This window comes from Bacillus sp. LQ01 (assembly GCF_057624735.1).
Genome location: NZ_JBYEZL010000002.1, coordinates 868,313 through 888,325, shown reverse-complemented (window position 1 = coordinate 888,325; position 20,013 = coordinate 868,313). Strand labels below are relative to the sequence as shown.

Below are 20,013 nucleotides of genomic sequence, written 5' to 3'. Positions count from 1 at the left end.
ATTCTTCCTTTCGTATCCAGTTCTCTCACCAATCCACATTGTAGTCAATGTTTCACGTAAAAGCAAAGAATAACACTTATACTCTTGTTTCTAAACCTTTTATTGCATCGAACAAAAATTGAAGTGTCGGAACTGGTCGTTGCTGTTTCTTAGCTTCTTCTAATACATATCCAACAATCGCATTAATTTCCGTCTTTCTACTCGCTCTTACATCCGCTAGCATAGAAGATGTATTACGAGACGTTCCTTCACACACATTTCGTACCATTTGCCATACCATTTCTTTTTCTCCTCTAATAAGAAATGCTGCCTCCTGAAACACTTGCTCCATCATTTGATAAAAAAAACGATTCGTGATTAATTCACCATTCTTAACTCCCAATAGTGCTGTCAACGGATTGATACATACATTTACTACTAATTTTTTATGCATAATCTCTTCCCAATCCGTTTCTATTTGAACTGGAAAATAAGCAACAGGAAAATAATTGAATATTTTTTTAAAATGTATAGATTGACCACAAACCACTCCAAATTTTGTTACCCCTATCCCAGTATGATGAACGATATGCCCTCCCTCTTTTTTCGCACCATGTTCTACAATACCAACAGCTATATTTTTACTCCCTATGTTCAGCATCTTTTGAAGATGCGACATTCCGTTTTGCAAAAAGATTAATGATGATGCCCCTTCCACAAACGGTAGTACGTCCTCTATATGATATTGCTTCACAGCAATAAATATATAATCTAAATTTTGCGCTACCATACTTTCTATCGGTAAAACAGATGGATATACTGTTTCACATCTTCCATCTCTAATACAAGTTACACCTGTTTCATTTAATTCTTCAGCTTGTTTAGCTGTTCTTGTAAACAACGTAACATCTTGGTTATTTTTTTGTAAATAAAATGTATACAATAGACCAATAGCACCTGGTCCGACAATTCCAATTTTCATTTTCACACAAGGAATTCACACTAAGTGCCCTTGCCTTCCCCCCTTTATATCTTTTTAAAGCACCTGAGCACGCCCTATAATTCCGCTGTCCTCTGCCCAACAAATATACTCTCATTTTTCACTATGTATGTACCACCTATTAATACGCTTCTACTCTTAGTTTAGCAAATCCTCAAAAAAATAAAAAAAGAAATATACTATCTTCTTCATAAAAATAAAAAAATGAGTTATACTATTATTATAAATATTTTTACTTTTCTGCATTCAACGAGACAAGAAAAGGATGTGATGTAATGGGATTCCCAAAAGTTGAGCGCTTGCTCATCAATTATAAAACGTTAGATGAATTCAAAAAATTTAAAGGGTGCGGAGCCCAGGAACTATCTATGCTGGAAGAATTACAAGCAAACATTATTGAAAACGACAGTGAATCTCCATTTTACGGTATTTATTATGGCGGATCACTAATCGCACGTATGAGTCTATATATGAAAAGAAACGGCGGAGAACCATTCGAAATTACAGGTCCCTACCTAGAACTTTATAAACTTGAAGTATTACCAACTTTTCAAAAACAAGGATTCGGGCAAATGCTTGTAAATCATGCGAAACAAATGCAATTTCCTATTAAAACGATAGCACGTATTCATTCAGCTGGTTTTTGGGATAAATTAAATTTCAACCCCGTATCAGTAACTGATGGAGATTTTTATATTTGGCATCCAGAAGCAAATTTGAATGCGGTTACAAACGAAGAATCGGCTTAAGAAATAAAAAAACAGCTGTATAACAGCTGTTTTTTATTTCTTAAGCTTCTCTAACTTCTCATTCGAGCGAGCATTGTTTCTTTCCGCTACCATTACACTTCTTTTTTGATCGATATAATCAAGTAGTGTTCTATACTCTTCTTCATATACTGATAATCGCTCCAGAAGACGCTCTCTTTCTGTTTGTAATGATTCAACTTGTTGTTGCAACACCGTTAAAGAGTTTTCATCTTTATAATTTTGCAAGAAATCAATAACATCATTCAACGTAATTGACGTAGGTTCTAACACCTTTGTCTCTTTCACTTCATAATTTTCTACTTTACGAAGTTGCTTTGCTTCCTCAATACGTTCTTTATATTGCTTTCTTACGTAAGAATTCCATCTAAACCCACATGCTGCTGGTGTACGAGATAAATTTTTCCCCACTTCCTTAAAGGCAGAAAGTTGTGTTCCACCTTCTCGAATATGCCGGAGTACTACTTCTGCCAGAAGCAAATCTTCATCATCAGTCCAAGCATCTTGTCTTGTTGTCGCCATCTCTCTAGTCCTCCCTATGCATTTTTTATTAAGCATATGCAGTTACTAGAAAAGATAGAATACAACAACTAAAGATTAAGACAAAAAAATAAACGCAGAAGATATCTTCTGCGTTTATTTTCCCGCAATTACTTGCTGATTACTTCTTTACCTTTGTAAGTACCGCATGCTTTACATACACGGTGAGCTAATTTCGCTTCACCACAGCTTGGGCACTCTACCATACCAGGTACTGATAATTTGAAATGCGTACGACGCTTTCTTTTTACTGTTTTAGAAGTTCTTCTAAAAGGTACAGCCATTCTTCCCACCTCCTTAAAAGAAATAGTTATTTTCATATGAAGGCCTGAACCAGTCTTCCGATTATTTGTCAAAAAACTTTGCAAGTCCTGCCAATCTTGGATCAACAGTCTTTTCTTTGTCTTCTTCCGAAATCACTTGCCAGTCTTGACCTTGCGTCGGTGCTCCACCAGAAACATCATCACTGAAAATTTGCATTGGAATCTCCAAAAGTATATTTTCCTTGATTACGGGCAGTAAGTCAAGTACTTCTCCTTCTAAAGAATGAATTTCAGCTTCAGTTTCAAATTCTTCTTGTGAAGTTTGGAACACCTCAGTTGTTTTAATGTCAAATGGTAATGTCACATCTACTAAAGAGCGAGAACATGGTAAAACCATGCTTCCAGTTATATGTAGATGAAACGTAAACTTACCGGAGCCAAAATCAACTCTTCCCGTTACATGAACAGGATTAATTTCACGAATATCTTTCTCGACCTCTTTTAGCTCACTTACATCTACCATCTCATCCAATGTCAATCCTTTATTTCTCAATTTATTCAATTGATGGATGGACCATTTCATATCATATCACCTCAAGGCAACAAACAAAATTATAGCTAGCCATTTTATATTTGTCAATGTTTTTTCTTTACACTATAATGAAGTCATCATAGTAAATAATATATAGAGTATCACGTTTTTCAAAAAGATGCTACATCGAAAGGAGAGATTACCATAAAAGCTGGTGGTATTGTTGTTGAATATAACCCTTTTCATAACGGTCATCTTTATCATGTGCAACAGACAAAAAAGTTAACACAATCTGATATAATAATTGCCGTTATGAGTGGTCCTTTTTTACAGCGTGGTGAGCCCGCACTCATTTCCAAATGGTATCGCACTAAAATGGCCTTAGCAAACGGCGTAGACCTTGTTGTAGAGCTTCCATACATCTTTGCAACACAAAAGGCTGAAACCTTCGCAAATGGTGCTATTTCCATTTTAAATGCCCTACGTGTTTCTGAAATTTGTTTCGGTAGTGAGGATGGACAAATCGAAAATTTTTATAATACCATCTCCGTACAAAAAAACGAAGAAGAGACTTTTAACTACCTTGTAAAACAATTCATGGACGCTGGTAATAGTTATGCAAAAGCAACATCGGATGCTTTCTCACACATTTTAACATCTGAAAAAAACATAGATATGTCACAACCAAATAATATTTTAGGCTTCCAATATATGAAAGCAATTCTGTCACAAAATAGCTCTATACAAGCTCAAACTATAAAAAGATTTGCCTCTCATTATCATGATGAAACATTTAATGACCAACATATTGCAAGCGCGACAAGCATCCGAAAACAACTCTTTAGCGAAGAAGGATCATTTACAACAATTGAACCTTTTCTCCCACAGGCAACCACTTCGCTTTTAGCAAATTACAAACAAAATTACGGGATATTACATAATTGGGAACAATACTTTTCATTTTTTAAATATAGACTCATGACGATGTCTCCAGGGGACTTACGACATATATATGAAATAGAAGAAGGTTTAGAGCATCGTATTTTATCAAAAATACAAAACAGTTCCTCCTTCTATTCATTCATGGAAGCATTAAAAACAAAACGTTATACATGGACTAGATTACAAAGAGCTTGTACACACATTTTAACAAACACAACAAAAGAGGAAATACGTAGCGCAAATATAGAACAACACGCACCATATATTCGCCTGCTAGGTATGTCACAAAAAGGACAAACTTACCTTTCAAAAAACAAGAAAAAAATCGAACTTCCAATCCTTACTCATACAAAAACATTCGACCATGCCGCTTTAGATATAGAGAAAAAAGCAAACTCTGTATATTTCTCCATCATGCACGAACCGTTACGCACACAACTATTAAAACAGGATATAACACACCATCCTGTTCGCTATGATGAAACAACTACAAAATTCCTATAAAAAAACCTCTCTATTTCAGAGAGGTTTTTTCCTTATCCATCTTTTCTAAATATGTTAACGCATCATCCAGCGTATCTACTGGTACAATTTTCATTTTTGTTTTAATATCCTTTGCAGTCTCAAGTGCATCTTTATAGTTCGATTTCTCCGCACCTTTTTCATTTGGCGCAAAGAACACTTCAGCCCCGGCATCGCTAGCAGCCACCACTTTTTGATTTATACCACCAATTGGGCCCACTTCTCCTTTTTCATTAATTGTACCTGTTCCAGCTATTTCATGTCCTTTCGTTAAGTCTTCTTCCACAAGTTGATTATATATTTCTAATGTGAACATTAAACCTGCGGATGGTCCACCAATTTCATGAGAATTAATTTTCACTTTCGGATCGACCACTAATTCTCTTTCCGTAACGATAGAAACACCTATGCCGACACGCCCATTCCCATTAGGAATCGTCTTTACATTTAAATTCTCTTTCAATTGTTTTCCATTTCTCATGTACTCAATACTTACAGCATCGTTTTCTTTTTTCCCTGTCATATATTCAATAAATTGCTCCGTCTTTTCAAATGTTTTTCCGTCAACAGCTATAATAACATCACCAAGCTTAAGCTTTCCTTCTGACGGCATTCCTTTTGCCACACCAGCAACTAATACACCTTTATTTTCAAAAGATACTGAGCGATTTGCACGTTTATATGCATTATAAATTGCTGCATTTTGCGAATCTTTCATCGCATAATTTTGGCGAAATTGATATTCTTCATCACTCTCACCTTTTTGCAATATTTCTTCCGCTTTCGAAATATGTGTATATTTATTAAACTGTGCCGCTATTAAATTCACCACATTTGCTGGTCCCATTGAAACCGTAACAAGCATAAAATCACCAGATTCTTTCGTTCCACCCTCAACTTGAACATAAGGCTCTAATTTGGCAGCCATTCCTGGTTTTGTTATATAATACGGTAAACGTACGTAAACAAGTAACATCGCCAATATAACCCCTATTAAGATTGCATATATAAACCGAAAACGCTTAAACATTATGTTTCTCCTTCCACTGCTCAATTAATAAATAAATATTTGAAACATGTTTTTCTGCTTCTACTTCTCCAACTCGAATAATGTCTTCAATGTTTGTAAAAGCACGTGAACTAAATTGCTCTACAGCTGGTCGCATCATTAAATCCGATGCAATTTGCCGATTCATTACAAGCTCATGCTGCATAATTTCAATACTTTGCATGATTACGTCATAAATGGACGTAACATCGCCATTCACCTTAATTGGAGATACATCAACAGCGATAACAATATCGGCCCCTAACTCTTTCACAACCGATACTGGGATGCGATCAATGACTCCACCATCCACTAATAATCTTCCATCTATTTTTTCTGGTACAAACACTCCAGGAACAGATATGCTAGCCCTCACCGCATCTGCAACTGGCCCACTTGTAAAAACCACTTTTTCCCCCTTCAATATGTCAGTAGCCACAACAGCCGTCGGGATATCTAACTCTTCTAAATTTTTATTATATGTAAACATTTTAATCATATCTTTGACACGTTTTCCAGCAATAAATCCCATTTTCGGTACCGTGAAATCTAAATAATACTTCCGCTTAAAAACAGATGCCAATTTATACAATCTTTCAACGTTACTACTTGCCGCATAAAACGTACCTATTAGCGCCCCCATACTACTTCCTGCAATCATGTGAATAGGGATACCAGCTTCCCTTAAAACCTTTATTACACCAATATGAGCAAACCCTTTGGCTCCTCCAGACCCAAGTGCTAAACCAATCTTTGGTTCTTTCATTTTTCTCACCCTTTAATTTTTTTCATTCCTTTTTCATACTTATGGTCTAAATTCACTACGTATCCACGTATACTGAAATGAACGTTTTTTGGGACAAAGGGGGATTTACTTACATGTATGAAAAATGGAAAACCGCTTTCCTTACCATATCAACGCTATTTTTAACCTTTTCTCTTGTACTCCACCCCCAAGCCGCTTTGCAAGCTTCTATTCGCGGGTTAAATATATGGTGGGAAGTTGTATTCCCTTCACTACTACCGTTTTTCATCATTGCGGAACTTCTAATTAGTATCGGTGTTGTAAAATTTATTGGCGTTATATTAGAACCACTCATGCGCCCACTTTTTCGCGTTCCAGGGATAGGCGGATTTGTTTGGGCGATGGGAATGGCTTCTGGTTTCCCTGCAGGCGCCAAATTAAGCGCTAGACTACGAAAAAGCAATCTTTTAACTCAGATTGAAGCAGAGCGCCTCGTTTCTTTCACAAATTCTTCTAATCCACTTTTTATTTTCGGTGCTGTGTCTATCGGTTTTTTTAATAATCCGAAATTAGGAATTATATTAGCCGCTGCCCATTATTTCAGTAACTTTGCTGTCGGATTAATTATGCGTTTTTACGGCGATAATACCGCTTACAAAAATAATACACACACTACAAAAAAACGTCGCTTTCAAAACCCTTTTTTAATTCTTCACGAGACACGCTTACAAGAAAAAAGACCAATTGGTAAATTACTTGGGGATGCCATTGTTTCTTCTATTCAAACATTACTTATGATTGGCGGATTTATTATTTTATTCTCTGTGTTAAATAAAATGATTACTGTATTCCACATTACAGCAGCTCTTTCTTTTATTATGCAACATATTTTATCATTCTTCCAACTAAGTACAGATTTTAGTATACCTATATTATCAGGTATTTTCGAAATGACACTCGGAAGCCAAATGATTAGTCAAATAAATGAAACACCGCTCTTACAACAAGCTATGGTAACAAGCTTCATTTTAGCATTTAGCGGTCTTTCTATTCAGGCACAAGTTGCTAGCATATTAGCTGAAACAGATATCCGATTTAAACCCTATTTTTTCGCACGAATTATTCAAAGTATTCTTGCCCCTATTTTTACATTTGTATTTTGGACACCATTTTATGAGAAAGTGAGTTCTTTCTCACCTATGCCAAAAGATATTCCTGTATTTTTATCCGAGCATCCTTCTATACTACATGAAATTTGGACATCTTTTATACATTATGGACCAATTTTTACATTATTTTGTCTATACTTATATGTTATTTTATTATTTTTGCGCACGTATAAAGAAAAACCCCGTTCACTTTAACGGGGTTTGAAACTTTTCTTTTAAAGCACGCTCTACAATAGGAGGTACAAGATCCACTACACTTCCTCCATACCTCGCAACTTCTTTTACAATACTCGAGCTTAAAAATGAATATTGGTTGTTTGTCATAATAAAAAATGTTTCAATATTTTCATCTAATTTTCGATTCATAGAAGTAATTTGCATCTCATATTCAAAATCAGAAACTGCTCGTAAACCACGTAATATTGCATTTGCATTACGCATTTTTGCATACTCTACTAATAGCCCACTATGCGAATCTACCTTTACATTCGGGATATCCTTTGTCGCTTCTCGAATTAGTTCTAATCGCTCTTCAACTGAAAAGAATGGTTTTTTTGATGAATTGTTTAAAACGACTACGTACACCTCATCAAATACTTTTGCTCCCCTTTTAATAATATCCAGATGCCCAAGGGTAATTGGATCAAAACTTCCTGAAGAAATAGCTATACTTGTCATTCTGTCCCCTCACCTTCATACTTATAAATCGATATTGCAGTAATCCCATAATTCTCAGCTCGTACTTTTACAAGCCTTCCTATTGAATTAGGTAAAACTACATCATTACCATGCTCTGCCATAATTAATCCATCACTATGTAGCAATCCATGTTGATCCATTACACTAATTAAAGATACAATTTTTTGCTCTTTATATGGAGGATCTATTAATATAAGATCGAATGACATTTCACGTTTTATTAACGCCTTTACTGCACGTTCAGCATCATTTCGATATACTTCAGCTTGTTCCTGTACTCTACAACTTTCTAAATTTTGATGAATTACTTTTATCGCTTTACTATCCCGATCAACAAAAATTGCTTTATCGATCCCTCTGCTCAAAGCCTCAATTCCAAGACCACCACTACCACCAAATAAATCAAGGGCGATACCACCATCAAAATAAGGACCTATCATATTAAAAATAGATTCTTTTACTTTATCTGTCGTTGGACGTGTTGTATTACCAGGAACCGCTTTAAGTGGGTGTCCTTTACATTTTCCTGAAACTACTCTCATCTGTTGTCACTACCTTTATTTCAATCTATCGAGCGATTATAGAAAGCCATTCCCACTTCGGTAACCGTTAACAAACCACATTCACCTAACTATAGAAAAACTCGGCCTCAAATAACCTCTCGTTATTTTTATGTATTCATCTCATCATTCACTAATATGAACCCAATATGTATATTAGTTCCACTTTATCTTTTTTATCCTATCACAAAATAAAAAAAAGAAAAATAAAAAGCCCAACATAAAATTTAATTTCATTATGTATATCTTCATTTAGATTGGACATAAATAATTATAACAACATCACCTTCGATGTTGTTGCCAACCGCGGAGAAGACTTACGTTTCCCCATAAGTTCTTCCTCCGGTTTCTCCTCTCCCTTTGCCTTCTTACTAGTACATGCTAGTATAAGAAGGGCCCTGCTATGCAGGGTTTTTTTTCTTTGTGTGCTTTTCATTTAAAAAGTGAAATGGTACAGTAAAAGAAAGAGGAGGAAAAGATATGATTCAACGCTTTATAGAACTTGGAGAAGGCTACTCTGATTTATATGAATTACTTGAAATTGCCAAAACAAATCAAGAACGTATAGCACATATGTTACAATTTGAAACGATAAAAAACGATAAAAAAGTGTGTTCGCTTGTTGTAATATTAAAACCAACTACTACTGGTGATTTCCAACCATTATACATATGTCGTGAAGGCATTCCTGTATTTGAAAATAAAAAAAGTAAACGTGTCATTTTATTTGAAGAAACGGCAGAACAACTCGGGAAAAAAGTGGCTACCTTTACTGTAAAACCATCTACAACTTTCCCAGAAAAAGAACTATTTTTTAATCATTTAATTGGTATTTTACGAATGAACAATTTCATTCCTCCGATGAAATAACACGTTATTTCAAGTGAAAAATCCCCCGCTAAATTTAAATTTAGCAGGGGATTTTTTCTATTAGCTATAATCGTATTCTTTTGCTCGATCAGGACGGGAATTTTCAAATTCCGTTTTTAAATACGGGCGATACGACTGTTCTATCTTTTTCACAAAAGGAAGTTTGTTCAACTTATGCATCATATGCTCAATTTGTTCCATATCACAATATACTACAGCATATTTTAATCGTTTTGATATGTAATGTATGTTACCATATTTCCTTAAAATCTTGGCATGTTTCAATGAATGTAAATAAACAATCATACTTTGTCGTTGCCCGAACATAATCTTCTCCATCTTCTCCTTTTAAAAACATATATTTTATATTCTATGAAAACCAATCAGAAATTTATAACATTACAGGACAAACTCTGTATACGTTTTCTTCCAACTTCTAAAAAACGGGGTACATCACCCCGTTTTTTTACAACCACAACCTCCGCCAGTACCACAACCTCCACCACAGCCACCAGCATCAAAGAATGGATTTCCTGTTGGCACTTTAATGGAAGAAGACACTTCCGAACCGATTGCTACACTAACTTCGTCTAATAACTTCTGCAAAGCAGTTTCTGCTCTTTTAAAAGCTGCAACCTTATCATGTAAGTCCACAGAACGCTTTAATTCTCTCATTTTCATCGACACGGTAGTATAGTCAGGATGGTATTTTCCAAAACGCTGTACTTCCTCATACCGTTCTTTCATCGCTGTAAATTGCTGAATTAGCGTCTGAAGTTCCATATCTTCATGTAATTCTCTATAATACTTACGATAATCTTCTGCTATATCTGAACAGATAATCGCTTTTGCAAGCTGCTCTGCCTTATCTAATATTAATACGCTTTCTAGCGTCGCTACAATCATGAGAGACACCTCCGAGTATCCATCATACCACATTTAGATTAGAACTACTAATTGAAGTGACTTACTCAAAAGAAAGATATAACGTAACTATTTTTACACTATATCCGTACACACTTATACATTAATATGTTCCGCTATATTATATTTAAGAACATCCCATTTTCCACTATTTTGTTTCACATAACTAATACACGCATTTTTTAATGGTGTCTTAAATGTAATTTCATCTGGTTCAATGGCATGTAAAATCGCTTTTATCGCGTGTGAGTGAGCAACAATAATAATACGTTTGCCAAAATGAGTTGTCGCAACATCTTCTAAAGCAGCAAAGCAACGAGCTACAATCTCTTCATCTCGCTCCATACCTTCTACTTTACCCTCAGCAATCAACTCTCTAACAGCCGCAACCGGCTTCCCTGAAGCTTCTCCAAAATTCCGTTCAACAAATCGCTCATCTAATAAAATCGATTGTAATCCAACTGCCGTTGCGATTTCATTAGCCGTTTCTTGCGCTCTAATTAACGGGCTACTTATAATGATATCCCACGTTTCTTCTTGTAAAGCAGCTGCACTTTGACTCGCTTGCTTCTTACCAACTTCATTAAGCGGAATATCTTCTCGCCCCTGAATAATTTCTTGAAAATTCCAATCAGTTTGTCCATGTCGTACTAAACAAATTTCCGTCATGCTGCAACTCCTTTTTAAATAATCAACTTCTATTGTAACAAAAGTTCTGCATGACGGACATATTTTTCACTTCCAATTAGGTTGCGTTTTGTTGCTTCATATACTGAAACATATCAATCATGATCGAAGCAACGGCCAATTGATTTTGAAACTTTTCCACTTTATCTGGTATCGTTTTTTTGAAATGTTGCATCGCCGCTAACTCAAAAGCCTCTTTTTCTTCAGGATTTCGTGTTAATTTTCTATACCAGTACGGTTGCTCTCTAATATAACGAGATAAATCCTCATCAGCCTTTATAAACTCCATAATTTCTGCTCTCATCATCTTTCCCCCTAATCCTTTTGAAAGAAAAACGGGTTATTTTCTGAAGTACTTTGCTCTTGCTGCGTACGGTTACCTTGAAATTGCTGAATAACTTGTTGCACGCTCCCAATTGCACTCGTCACATTGGCTAAATGGTTCTGCATTTGTTCCACGTCCAACTTTTTAAAAAAAGAAAGCATTTGCCCCATCACATCAGCAGTTTTTTCCTCTTCAGTTCGATTATCTTTTTCTTTTTTATTTTCTTTTACCGAAGAAAAAGCAGGCGCTCCATCCGGTCTATAAGTTGCCCATATTGGATCTTCTTCACCAAGTAAGTACCATTCTTCATAAAATTGTTGCCATGTTTTATGACCACTTCTAACCTCATGAACCATTTTAGGGTGATGGTTTACAAATTCTTTAAACTGTTGAACCGATGGATGTAACGGTCCTTTTGTTGTTGGCATAATCCTCACCTCTCCATGTATATCTACTATATAGTAAGAAAAAAAAGGCGCATGGTTCGCCTATTTTTAGACGATTCATGCACCTTTTTTTCTGCTATTTGCATACGGTCAGATTCCCACCTACAATTCAGTGAATACGAAGTAACTAATTAGGTGATGTAACACCCCACCGCTTACAGTTTCGCTTTATTTTCGAATAAAGTTTTGTGTATAAAATTTATCGTATACACCAACACCTAATCCTGTAAATTGTTCATTTAATAAATTCTTTCTATGCCCCTCACTATTTAACCAACCTTGCACTGCCGCAATTCCGTCACTATGTTGCGCCGCTATGTTCTCACCAGCAAGTTGAAATCCTACTTTCCCGCGCTGCAAACGATCTCCTAGTGTACCTAATGTAGGTGAGTCATGAGAAAAATAATTATTGTCTTTCATATCTTTACTGTGACCAACAGCAACATCTGCTGTTTCCTGATCCCATGTTAATAATGGTAATTTATGACGACTTCGAATGATATTTGTTAAATCAAAAATTTGTTGCATATTCCCATTTTCTACTTGTTTTATTTTTTCTGGAGTCAATGGTTGTTCTGCTATTAATTCACCTGAATAAACGAGCTGATACGGTCTTTGGCGTAATAAAGTTTCATCATCCATATAACGAACACCAACAAGCTCATGTGTAAATTGATCAAAATACAATTGCGCCCATCCATCTTCTACAGGTATTAACGGTTGTTCCATGACTTCGGTATCAGATAGCTCAAATTGATAACTATTTTTCCCTCTTTTTAATGAAATTTCATGCGAAAGCGGACTTTTTTTATATACTTCTTCATATTTTTCATTTATATAATAAGGTGGAACCTTAACTTGTTCACCAGCTGCGTATGCCGTTACAACTTTACGTTCAGAAACTCCAAATTGAACATACTGAGTTAAATCCTGGTTGTATACCCACCATTCATATCCGTATGCAGATGGCTCTATTCGAGAGGGTTCTCCCCACTTCGCTAATAGGTTTTCAGAGTCTTCACCAATCATATTTAAAACAGTGTCTGAGGAGTCTTCCTTAATTTGCTTTTTCTTTTTCACAATTTTATTTTCTTGCTTTGATTGAGATGGGGTTAATATATATTGTGAAACGAGTAATTTCCCGTATAAATCAACAGCTAAAATTAAAAATGTAATCATTACGATACGCAATAATTTCTTCAAACGATATACCTCCTGAACAAAACATAAAATTGAGATATACACAAATCCTTTTCTTTCTTTTTGTGTGTACCGTACTCTTTTCACTATATCATATTTTTGTGAAAAAAGTCTGGATTATCCCTTTTCTCTCAATATGAATTGCACTTTCTTATTATTCATACTATTATAAAAATAATGGTGTAACATTAAAAAAGGAGGTATTATATGCAATTTACAAATACGAAATTTAATGGAGCCGTCGTTGAATTAACTCTTTTAACTGAAATCATGGAAAACAACCACTTCGTACTTGCCGGACAGTGGGATTATGAACGAGTTACATACGATTATAAATTTGAAATATTAAAGGATGTTTATTATTTACGAGTGCAAGGAGTTGCTGTTGAAGGTGACATTGGCAGTAGACACGCTGAAGTAAAACTACTCCCCCCCTTATTAGGAAAACATTATTATCCTCACGGCGTTGAATATGGTGATGATGAGACTTTCCCAACGAATGTACTTCAAAAAAGCGAACAACTCCTACAAAATGTCGAAAAAGAGTTAAAAGAATTTCAAATTATTGATTAACAAAAACAAGCGCATCAATATGATGCGCTTGTTTCATTTCCCTTCCCTAAGAATGAATCGTTTTTTTTACTGGATATCCATAAATAGATCCATCTTTTACTTTAATCTCATCTTCCCAAGGGACCTTATATTTACCTTCAGCTAAATCTTTTACAAACGTATATGGATTTTCTTTCACCCCACCAGGAGTTGCTACATATCCTCTTGAACCTAGATTATATATATTATTTTCCAATCCCCATCCTAATCTAGCCTGATCTGCTAGTTCTGGATATACTTCAGCAGTAACAATCTCCCAAGGATTTCGATGACCCTGTACTAAAGTAGTCCCATCAAAATTACATACTTGTCCTTCACCAAAGTAATAAAATACACCATCATAACCCGCTAAGTTTACCGACAATGTATACATTAAATTTTGCCATGCATTTGAACGATTCGTTAGCATCCATTGTTCACTAACTTGTGTACTATATCCAGAAATACGAATTAAGACATTTGCACCTTTATAGGCCGCTTCACGAGCTACTTCAGGGAACATGCCATCATGACAAATACAAACAGCTAATTTACTTCCTCCAGGTCCATCACAAACAGGTAAGCCTAAATCTCCAGCTTTCCAAGGCTCGACTGGCACCCAAGGATTTAGCTTACGATACTTCAAAATCATTTCACCTTGTGGATCAATAATAACTGCTGTATTATACGGCTCTCCACCATCAGGATTTTTCTCCATTATTGAAAAAACACCATATACTTTAGATTCTTTACATGCCTCAGCAAATAAGTCTGTTTCTGGCCCAGGCACTGTGCATAAAAATTCTTCTGTAGTCCATTTTTTTGTATTGAGCCCTTGTGTACTATATTCAGGAAATACTATCAATTCTAAACCAGGGTAACCTGATTTGGTCGAATGAATTGTTTTTATGATTTGTTGAATTTGTTTATCAATGTCTGTACGCGATTCTACTACTGGTACTGGATATTGAATTAGTGCTGTCAAAAAACCACTAATCGGCTTTACCATACTTCCACTACTACCCATTTAAACTCCCCCTTAAAATAGTTCGTGTTTATTAAAGATAACAATATATATTTGTAACTCTCTAAAAAACTTGCACTACATATGGAATTATTACGCATGAAAGCTAGTAGTAAATTTTATCTCCACTTTTAGTACACGCCTACACTAACTTAACATAAAAAGTTAGAAAATTCAATCTTTTTAAGGTAACTAAAAAAGAAAAAGCGCATGGAATCACATACACTTTTTTACTTAATCTGTAAATACGGCGGCAATTGTTGCAACTGCTCCTTATCCTTTTCACGTTCTCTACGTGCCCATCTAAAGAATACATAACCTATAATTGTACCGTACACTATTTCCTGGACAATTTTCATTATGATACCACCAGTTTGCTGATCTTGTACGACTGGCATCCAGTGCAAAAATTCTGGTCCCGTTATATTTAAATCTGATAAAGTGCCCGCTGGTACACATAGTTCCATCGCTTTCATCCAAGCAGCCGGATCCGTATACGTTGCAAATAACGGGGCTGTCGCAAAAATGATTAACGCACATGCAGGCGTTAATAATATGCCGTTAGCAAACATATAACCAAGTTTCTTTATATCACTTAACGTTTGATATTCTGGTAATGGATTTAACATCGGCCACCACATCATGATTGCTGTAAAAAACAATATAGCGAGACAAATAGGATGAGCTATTTGACTTTGTTTTACTGTATCAAAAACAACTGGTAAATGATAAAAAGAAAACAGGCCGTTAAATACAAACAACGCAATAAGTGGTTTAGCAAATGCCTTTAATATAATTTGAACGAACTTAAAAGAAGTAATGTAACGATATAACCAAATTGGTATACCAAGCAACAGTAACGGTGGAACTGCAATATACATGACTGCCATTTCAAACATATGAGCACTAAATATAATATGGCCAATTAAATCAATAGGCCCTCCCTTTACAAAATACAAAAGAACAATACCAGTCGTAAAATAAAAAATTTGCTTCTTACTTACCTTCGTCGCATTTTCAAATCGCATTCTATATGGTCCAATAATTAAGAAGTACCCAATAAGAATCGAAAGCATAAATAATAAAAAGATTGGACTCCATAAAGCCTGAAAACCAAATATCCACAAGTTACTCATTTTCACACCTGCCTTCGTAAGGTTATCTCATAATATGAAGAGGGAGCTGTGACAACACAAGCTCCCTTATTTTTCACTTTTCAAATCCACACGATTGTCATAAAAGCTAAAATTGTAATTAACCCTATTAGCAGACCAGAGTAAAGAAAGAAACTTGCTGCTTCATGTCCTTTATGACTCATATGCATAAAATAATACAATTGAAAAATTACTTGTACCACTGCTAATAGTAAAATAAACGGTACAGAGAAAATCGGACTAAAAGTTTTTGGATACGCCACTGCTACAAATGCAACTAATGTTAAAAAAATCATTAATGCAAACGTAATAACTTGATGCCTCATTTCCTCCGCACTTTTTCTCTTCCGATAAACAAGATCAACTTTAGGATTATTCGTTTGCTTTATCGCCATTGTTTATCCCACCATTCCCATTAAATATACTACAGTGAAAATAAACACCCAAACTACGTCAATAAAGTGCCAATAAATCGATGCAACATAAAACTTCGGTGCATTGTATAAATTTAGACCTCTCTTCGCATTTCTAAAGATTAATGTTAAAATCCAACATAACCCAAACAATACGTGGAGTCCATGTGTACCAACAAGAGCATAAAACGCAGAGCCAAAGGCACTACTTCTCATAGTATGCTTAAATTCATGTGTATAATGATAAAACTCATATATCTCAAATCCTAAAAACCCTAAACCTAGCAATACTGTTACTAGTAACCAAAGCTGCATTTTCTTAAAGTTAAAGTTTTTCATGTGATACATCGCATATACACTCGTTAAGCTACTCGTTAATAAAAGCATCGTCATAATGAAAACGAGTGGCATTTGGAACATCTCTTGAGATGTTGGTCCACCATTTGTAGAATTCTTTAACGCTAAATATGTTCCGAATAAGGAAGCGAACAACACTGTTTCGCCTCCAAGAAATAACCAAAAACCGACAAACTTATTTTTCCCTTCAAGGGTTGCTTTTTCAGGCTCTGCTGGAAATGTTTCATTCGTTAATTTTTCATCTACATGCATTATGCCTTGCCCCCCTTATCCTCTAAATCTTCTTTATGAATATGATACCCATGATCATCAATTACTGAACGTAGGAACATTGTGCCAAATGTAATGATTAAACCAATAATTGCTACTAATAACCAGAACTTATCTTTTCCGCCCTGCATATACATCGCACCAAATGCCGCTATAAACAATCCGAAAGAAATGACAAATGGTGAAAACGAAGGATTTGGCATATGAATATCACCAACTGGTTCCGCTGCTGTCATTTCTTTATTACCTTCACGTTTTTCAATCCAAAACGGATCTAATCCGCGAACAAATGGTAATTGTTTAAAGTTATATTCTGGTGTCGGTGCTGGCATTGTCCATTCTAATGTACGTGCATCCCACGGATCACGACCAGCTTTTTCTTTTGATACTGTCGTTTTAATTACATTGAATAGAAGAACAATCGTTCCAAGAGCCATAAACACCGCTCCGATGGAACTAATCATATTCCCCATTTCCAACCCTTGCCCTTCAAGATATGTGTAGTAACGGCGTGGCATACCAATCAAGCCAAGGAAATGCTGAATAAAGAAAGTTAAATGGAAGCCGATAAAGAATAGCCAAAACGTTATCTTTCCTAATGTTTCATTTAATACTTTATTAAACATCAGTGGCCAATAATAATGAGCTCCTGCAAGTAAACCAAATACAACACCGCCAACGATTACATAATGAAAATGTGCTACTACGAAATAGTTATCATGAAATTGATAATCAGCTGGTGCAGATGCTAGCATAACCCCTGTAACTCCACCCATTACGAATGATGGAATGAAAGCTACTGCCCACATCATTGGTGTCGTAAAACGAATACTTCCGCCCCACATTGTAAAGAGCCAGTTGAATATTTTGATACCAGTCGGAACCGCAATCGCCATTGTTGCAACTGAGAAAATAGCATTAGCAACTGGACCAAGTCCAACAGTAAACATATGGTGCGCCCATACCATAAATCCTAAAAATCCAATTAATACAGTCGCAAACACCATCGATGAATAACCAAACAATCGTTTTTTCGAAAATGTTGCGAAGATTTCTGAGAATATTCCGAAAGCTGGGAGTATAAGAATGTATACTTCTGGATGACCGAAAATCCAGAATAAATGCTCCCATATAATTGTATTCCCGCCCAATGCCGGATTAAAGAAACTTGTTCCAAATAAACGATCTAACATTAAAAGTCCTAATCCTACAGTTAACGGCGGAAAAGCGAATAATATAAGCGAAGATGTTACAAATGTTGTCCATGTAAACATCGGCATACGCATATACGTCATTCCTGGAGCGCGCATATTAATAATGGTTACAAGGAAGTTAATTCCTCCAATTAGTGTACCAATACCTGAGATTTGCAAGCCGAGTACATAGAAATCAACACCATGACCTTTAGAGGCTAAAGCTAAAGATGCATAAGATGTCCATCCTGCATCAGGTGCTCCACCTAAAAACCAACTTAAATTTAAAAATACTCCACCAAAGAAAAATAACCAAAATCCGAGTGAATTCAAAAACGGGAACGCTACATCACGTGCACCAATTTGAAGTGGTACAGCGGCGTTCATAAATGCAAACACGAGTGGCATAGCTGCGAGGAAAATCATTGTTGTACCGTGCATCGTTAATACTTGATTATAAGCATCCCCAACAAGAAAAGCGTTGTTAGGAATCGCTAATTGAAGGCGAATAAATAGAGCTTCTATTCCGCCTATTACAAAAAACAATCCACCTGCAATTAAATAGAGAATGGCAATCTTTTTATGGTCTACTGTCGTTAAATAATCCCATATGACAGCACCCATCCCCTGTTTTTTTGCTACAGAACTCACGTTTTCAACCTCCCCTTCGCGAATAGTCCCTCTTTACTTTTCAACTTTTAACGTTTGTAAGTATGCATTTAATGCATCAATTTGATCATCCGTTAAGTTGCCATATTTGCCAGTCATTTTGTTTCCTGGCTTCATATTTTCAGGATCTTTCAGCCATTTTTTTAAGTTTTCTTCATTGTTTTCGGCAATACCGGCAACCATATCGCGATCCGCAAAGTTTGCTAAGTTTGGTGCGATACGAGCGGAAGGTGGTCTACTATCATTAGATCCAACTGCGTGACAACCAATACAGCTTTTATTAAATATCTCTTGGCCCTCTTGCGCCTTTGTTGAAGCTACTTCTTTCTTCCCATCAATCTTCTTCATATCAGCAAGCCATTTTTTGTACTCGCTTTCATCTAAAACTTTCACTTTAAATTGCATTAAAGAATGTGATGGGCCGCAAAATTCTGTACAAAAACCATTATAAGTGCCCGATTTATCTGCCTTTAACCACATTTTGTTCACATTGTCTGTATTTGTATCCATTTTCCCTGCTAAAGATGGAACCCAAAATGAGTGTTTAATATCGGCACCCTTCAAATTTAAATACACTTTCTTACCTGTGGGGATGACCAAATCTTGCGAAGTTACTATCTTTTCTGATTTATAAGAAAATTCCCACCAATAAAGATTCGCTGTTACATCAACAACGATAGTATCTTTATCAATATTCTTTTTCTCCATCGCACTTACATCAGCAAGTTTGAATGTATATGTAACTGTTGGAACAGCTAAGATTAGTAAAAGAATAATCGGAATAACTGTCCATATAATTTCTAGCTTGTGATTCCCTTCAACTTGCTCTGGAATATAATCTTCCTGACCTTTCTTTTGTCGGAAACGCACAATTACATATAAGAAAATAATAGTAACTACTAGTACTACTCCTACCATGATTGCACTCGCCAGTAGAAGTAAATCATATTGCATTTTTGCTACTTCTCCTTGCGGAATTAAAGTAGATTGAAAGGCTTTACCGCATCCCCCTAACAGTAAAGCCAGCAGTGAAACGAACGAAAGCAGTCGCCACTGTTTCTTCATACAAACAACCCCCACTTTCCTTGTGAATTAGATTGTACTTTATAGTTAAGTAAAGTAAA

Annotated in this window: 25 protein-coding genes; 5 read left to right on the top strand and 20 right to left on the bottom strand. The window is 35.7% G+C overall.

Features of this window, described 5'->3' with window-relative positions:
* Positions 1–76 precede the first annotated feature (76 nt).
* Positions 77–961, bottom strand: coding sequence for a 2-dehydropantoate 2-reductase (gene panE, locus AC22L0_RS17145; protein ID WP_139894729.1), 885 nt, complete (start codon positions 959–961; stop codon positions 77–79).
* A 293-nt stretch (positions 962–1,254) separates the two neighbouring features.
* Here panE and AC22L0_RS17140 point away from each other — a divergent pair, with 293 nt between their 5' ends.
* Positions 1,255–1,728 carry an N-acetyltransferase gene (locus tag AC22L0_RS17140; protein ID WP_000506692.1) on the top strand — a complete coding sequence of 158 codons (474 nt, stop codon included), beginning with the start codon at positions 1,255–1,257 and terminating at the stop codon, positions 1,726–1,728.
* Positions 1,729–1,761: 33 nt separating this feature from the next.
* On the opposite strand, the gene AC22L0_RS17135 is transcribed toward AC22L0_RS17140, so the two are convergent.
* The 3 genes from AC22L0_RS17135 to AC22L0_RS17125 all read right to left on the bottom strand — a co-directional run bounded on the left by AC22L0_RS17135 (position 1,762) and on the right by AC22L0_RS17125 (position 3,132).
* A complete protein-coding gene (locus AC22L0_RS17135) occupies positions 1,762–2,268 on the bottom strand; it encodes an RsfA family transcriptional regulator (protein WP_000246468.1) in 507 nt (168 codons plus the stop codon).
* 128 nt (positions 2,269–2,396) lie between these two features.
* Entirely contained in the window at positions 2,397–2,570 is a 174-nt protein-coding gene (gene rpmF / locus AC22L0_RS17130; protein WP_001984764.1) for a 50S ribosomal protein L32, read from the bottom strand.
* Between the two features lie 61 nt (positions 2,571–2,631).
* Positions 2,632–3,132, bottom strand: a complete 501-nt coding sequence (locus AC22L0_RS17125) for a YceD family protein (RefSeq protein WP_000872149.1) — start codon at positions 3,130–3,132, stop codon at positions 2,632–2,634.
* Positions 3,133–3,345: 213 nt separating this feature from the next.
* Here AC22L0_RS17125 and AC22L0_RS17120 point away from each other — a divergent pair, with 213 nt between their 5' ends.
* A complete protein-coding gene (locus tag AC22L0_RS17120; protein ID WP_002103536.1) occupies positions 3,346–4,527 on the top strand; it encodes a nucleotidyltransferase in 1,182 nt (393 codons plus the stop codon).
* A 10-nt stretch (positions 4,528–4,537) separates the two neighbouring features.
* Here the strand turns inward: AC22L0_RS17120 and AC22L0_RS17115 are convergent, their stop codons facing one another.
* Together AC22L0_RS17115 and AC22L0_RS17110 are read right to left on the bottom strand one after the other, a co-directional pair.
* Complete coding sequence (locus tag AC22L0_RS17115; protein WP_000476280.1) at positions 4,538–5,575, bottom strand: SepM family pheromone-processing serine protease; 1,038 nt, start codon at positions 5,573–5,575, stop codon at positions 4,538–4,540.
* Positions 5,568–6,359 (bottom strand): patatin-like phospholipase family protein, encoded by a 792-nt coding sequence (locus tag AC22L0_RS17110; RefSeq protein ID WP_000662590.1) that lies wholly within the window; start codon positions 6,357–6,359, stop codon positions 5,568–5,570. Before AC22L0_RS17110 ends, AC22L0_RS17115 begins: the two co-directional genes overlap by 8 nt.
* A 113-nt stretch (positions 6,360–6,472) precedes the next feature.
* Between AC22L0_RS17110 and ylbJ the strand changes: the two genes are divergently transcribed.
* Positions 6,473–7,702: a sporulation integral membrane protein YlbJ gene (gene ylbJ / locus AC22L0_RS17105; protein WP_000273083.1), complete on the top strand. Its 1,230-nt coding sequence runs from the start codon at positions 6,473–6,475 to the stop codon at positions 7,700–7,702.
* Here the strand turns inward: ylbJ and coaD are convergent.
* Together coaD and rsmD are read right to left on the bottom strand one after the other, a co-directional pair.
* Positions 7,694–8,185: a pantetheine-phosphate adenylyltransferase gene (gene coaD, locus AC22L0_RS17100; protein WP_000200601.1), complete on the bottom strand. Its 492-nt coding sequence runs from the start codon at positions 8,183–8,185 to the stop codon at positions 7,694–7,696. The genes ylbJ and coaD overlap by 9 nt on opposite strands.
* Entirely contained in the window at positions 8,182–8,748 is a 567-nt protein-coding gene (rsmD, locus tag AC22L0_RS17095; RefSeq protein WP_001266979.1) for a 16S rRNA (guanine(966)-N(2))-methyltransferase RsmD, read from the bottom strand. Before rsmD ends, coaD begins: the two co-directional genes overlap by 4 nt.
* Positions 8,749–9,246: 498 nt before the next feature.
* Between rsmD and AC22L0_RS17090 the strand changes: the two genes are divergently transcribed.
* Positions 9,247–9,636, top strand: a complete 390-nt coding sequence (locus AC22L0_RS17090) for a DUF7147 family protein (protein ID WP_000616017.1) — start codon at positions 9,247–9,249, stop codon at positions 9,634–9,636.
* Positions 9,637–9,696: 60 nt separating this feature from the next.
* Here the strand turns inward: AC22L0_RS17090 and AC22L0_RS17085 are convergent, their stop codons facing one another.
* The 6 genes from AC22L0_RS17085 to AC22L0_RS17060 form a co-directional block, all read right to left on the bottom strand.
* Positions 9,697–9,963, bottom strand: coding sequence for a YlbG family protein (locus tag AC22L0_RS17085; protein WP_002082261.1), 267 nt, complete (start codon positions 9,961–9,963; stop codon positions 9,697–9,699).
* 126 nt (positions 9,964–10,089) lie between these two features.
* The gene (locus AC22L0_RS17080) at positions 10,090–10,542 is read right to left on the bottom strand and encodes a YlbF/YmcA family competence regulator (RefSeq protein WP_000634366.1); all 453 of its coding nucleotides are present in this window, start codon (positions 10,540–10,542) and stop codon (positions 10,090–10,092) included.
* A gap of 114 nt (positions 10,543–10,656) precedes the next feature.
* Positions 10,657–11,229 carry a histidine phosphatase family protein gene (locus AC22L0_RS17075; protein WP_000134947.1) on the bottom strand — a complete coding sequence of 191 codons (573 nt, stop codon included), beginning with the start codon at positions 11,227–11,229 and terminating at the stop codon, positions 10,657–10,659.
* Positions 11,230–11,305: 76 nt separating this feature from the next.
* On the bottom strand, positions 11,306–11,551 hold the full coding sequence (locus AC22L0_RS17070; RefSeq protein WP_001200990.1) for a YlbE-like family protein: 246 nt from the start codon (positions 11,549–11,551) through the stop codon (positions 11,306–11,308).
* A gap of 11 nt (positions 11,552–11,562) precedes the next feature.
* On the bottom strand, positions 11,563–12,000 hold the full coding sequence (locus AC22L0_RS17065; RefSeq protein ID WP_001143346.1) for a YlbD family protein: 438 nt from the start codon (positions 11,998–12,000) through the stop codon (positions 11,563–11,565).
* 186 nt (positions 12,001–12,186) lie between these two features.
* Positions 12,187–13,221, bottom strand: coding sequence for a CAP domain-containing protein (locus tag AC22L0_RS17060; protein WP_000735378.1), 1,035 nt, complete (start codon positions 13,219–13,221; stop codon positions 12,187–12,189).
* A 204-nt stretch (positions 13,222–13,425) separates the two neighbouring features.
* Between AC22L0_RS17060 and AC22L0_RS17055 the strand changes: the two genes are divergently transcribed.
* Positions 13,426–13,791, top strand: a complete 366-nt coding sequence (locus tag AC22L0_RS17055) for a YugN family protein (protein ID WP_001160947.1) — start codon at positions 13,426–13,428, stop codon at positions 13,789–13,791.
* Between the two features lie 46 nt (positions 13,792–13,837).
* Here the strand turns inward: AC22L0_RS17055 and AC22L0_RS17050 are convergent, their stop codons facing one another.
* From AC22L0_RS17050 to coxB, 6 genes are all read right to left on the bottom strand, one after another.
* Positions 13,838–14,836 (bottom strand): formamidase, encoded by a 999-nt coding sequence (locus tag AC22L0_RS17050; RefSeq protein ID WP_000535813.1) that lies wholly within the window; start codon positions 14,834–14,836, stop codon positions 13,838–13,840.
* A 227-nt stretch (positions 14,837–15,063) separates the two neighbouring features.
* Entirely contained in the window at positions 15,064–15,969 is a 906-nt protein-coding gene (ctaG, locus tag AC22L0_RS17045) for a cytochrome c oxidase assembly factor CtaG (protein WP_000069022.1), read from the bottom strand.
* Positions 15,970–16,049: 80 nt separating this feature from the next.
* Positions 16,050–16,382 carry a cytochrome c oxidase subunit IVB gene (gene ctaF, locus AC22L0_RS17040; RefSeq protein WP_000985706.1) on the bottom strand — a complete coding sequence of 111 codons (333 nt, stop codon included), beginning with the start codon at positions 16,380–16,382 and terminating at the stop codon, positions 16,050–16,052.
* A gap of 3 nt (positions 16,383–16,385) precedes the next feature.
* Positions 16,386–17,009, bottom strand: a complete 624-nt coding sequence (gene ctaE, locus AC22L0_RS17035; protein ID WP_000557861.1) for a cytochrome c oxidase subunit III — start codon at positions 17,007–17,009, stop codon at positions 16,386–16,388.
* Positions 17,009–18,844 (bottom strand): cytochrome c oxidase subunit I, encoded by a 1,836-nt coding sequence (gene ctaD / locus AC22L0_RS17030; protein ID WP_153578907.1) that lies wholly within the window; start codon positions 18,842–18,844, stop codon positions 17,009–17,011. Before ctaD ends, ctaE begins: the two co-directional genes overlap by 1 nt.
* 60 nt (positions 18,845–18,904) lie before the next feature.
* Positions 18,905–19,954, bottom strand: a complete 1,050-nt coding sequence (gene coxB / locus AC22L0_RS17025) for a cytochrome c oxidase subunit II (protein ID WP_487272362.1) — start codon at positions 19,952–19,954, stop codon at positions 18,905–18,907.
* Positions 19,955–20,013 lie beyond the last annotated feature (59 nt).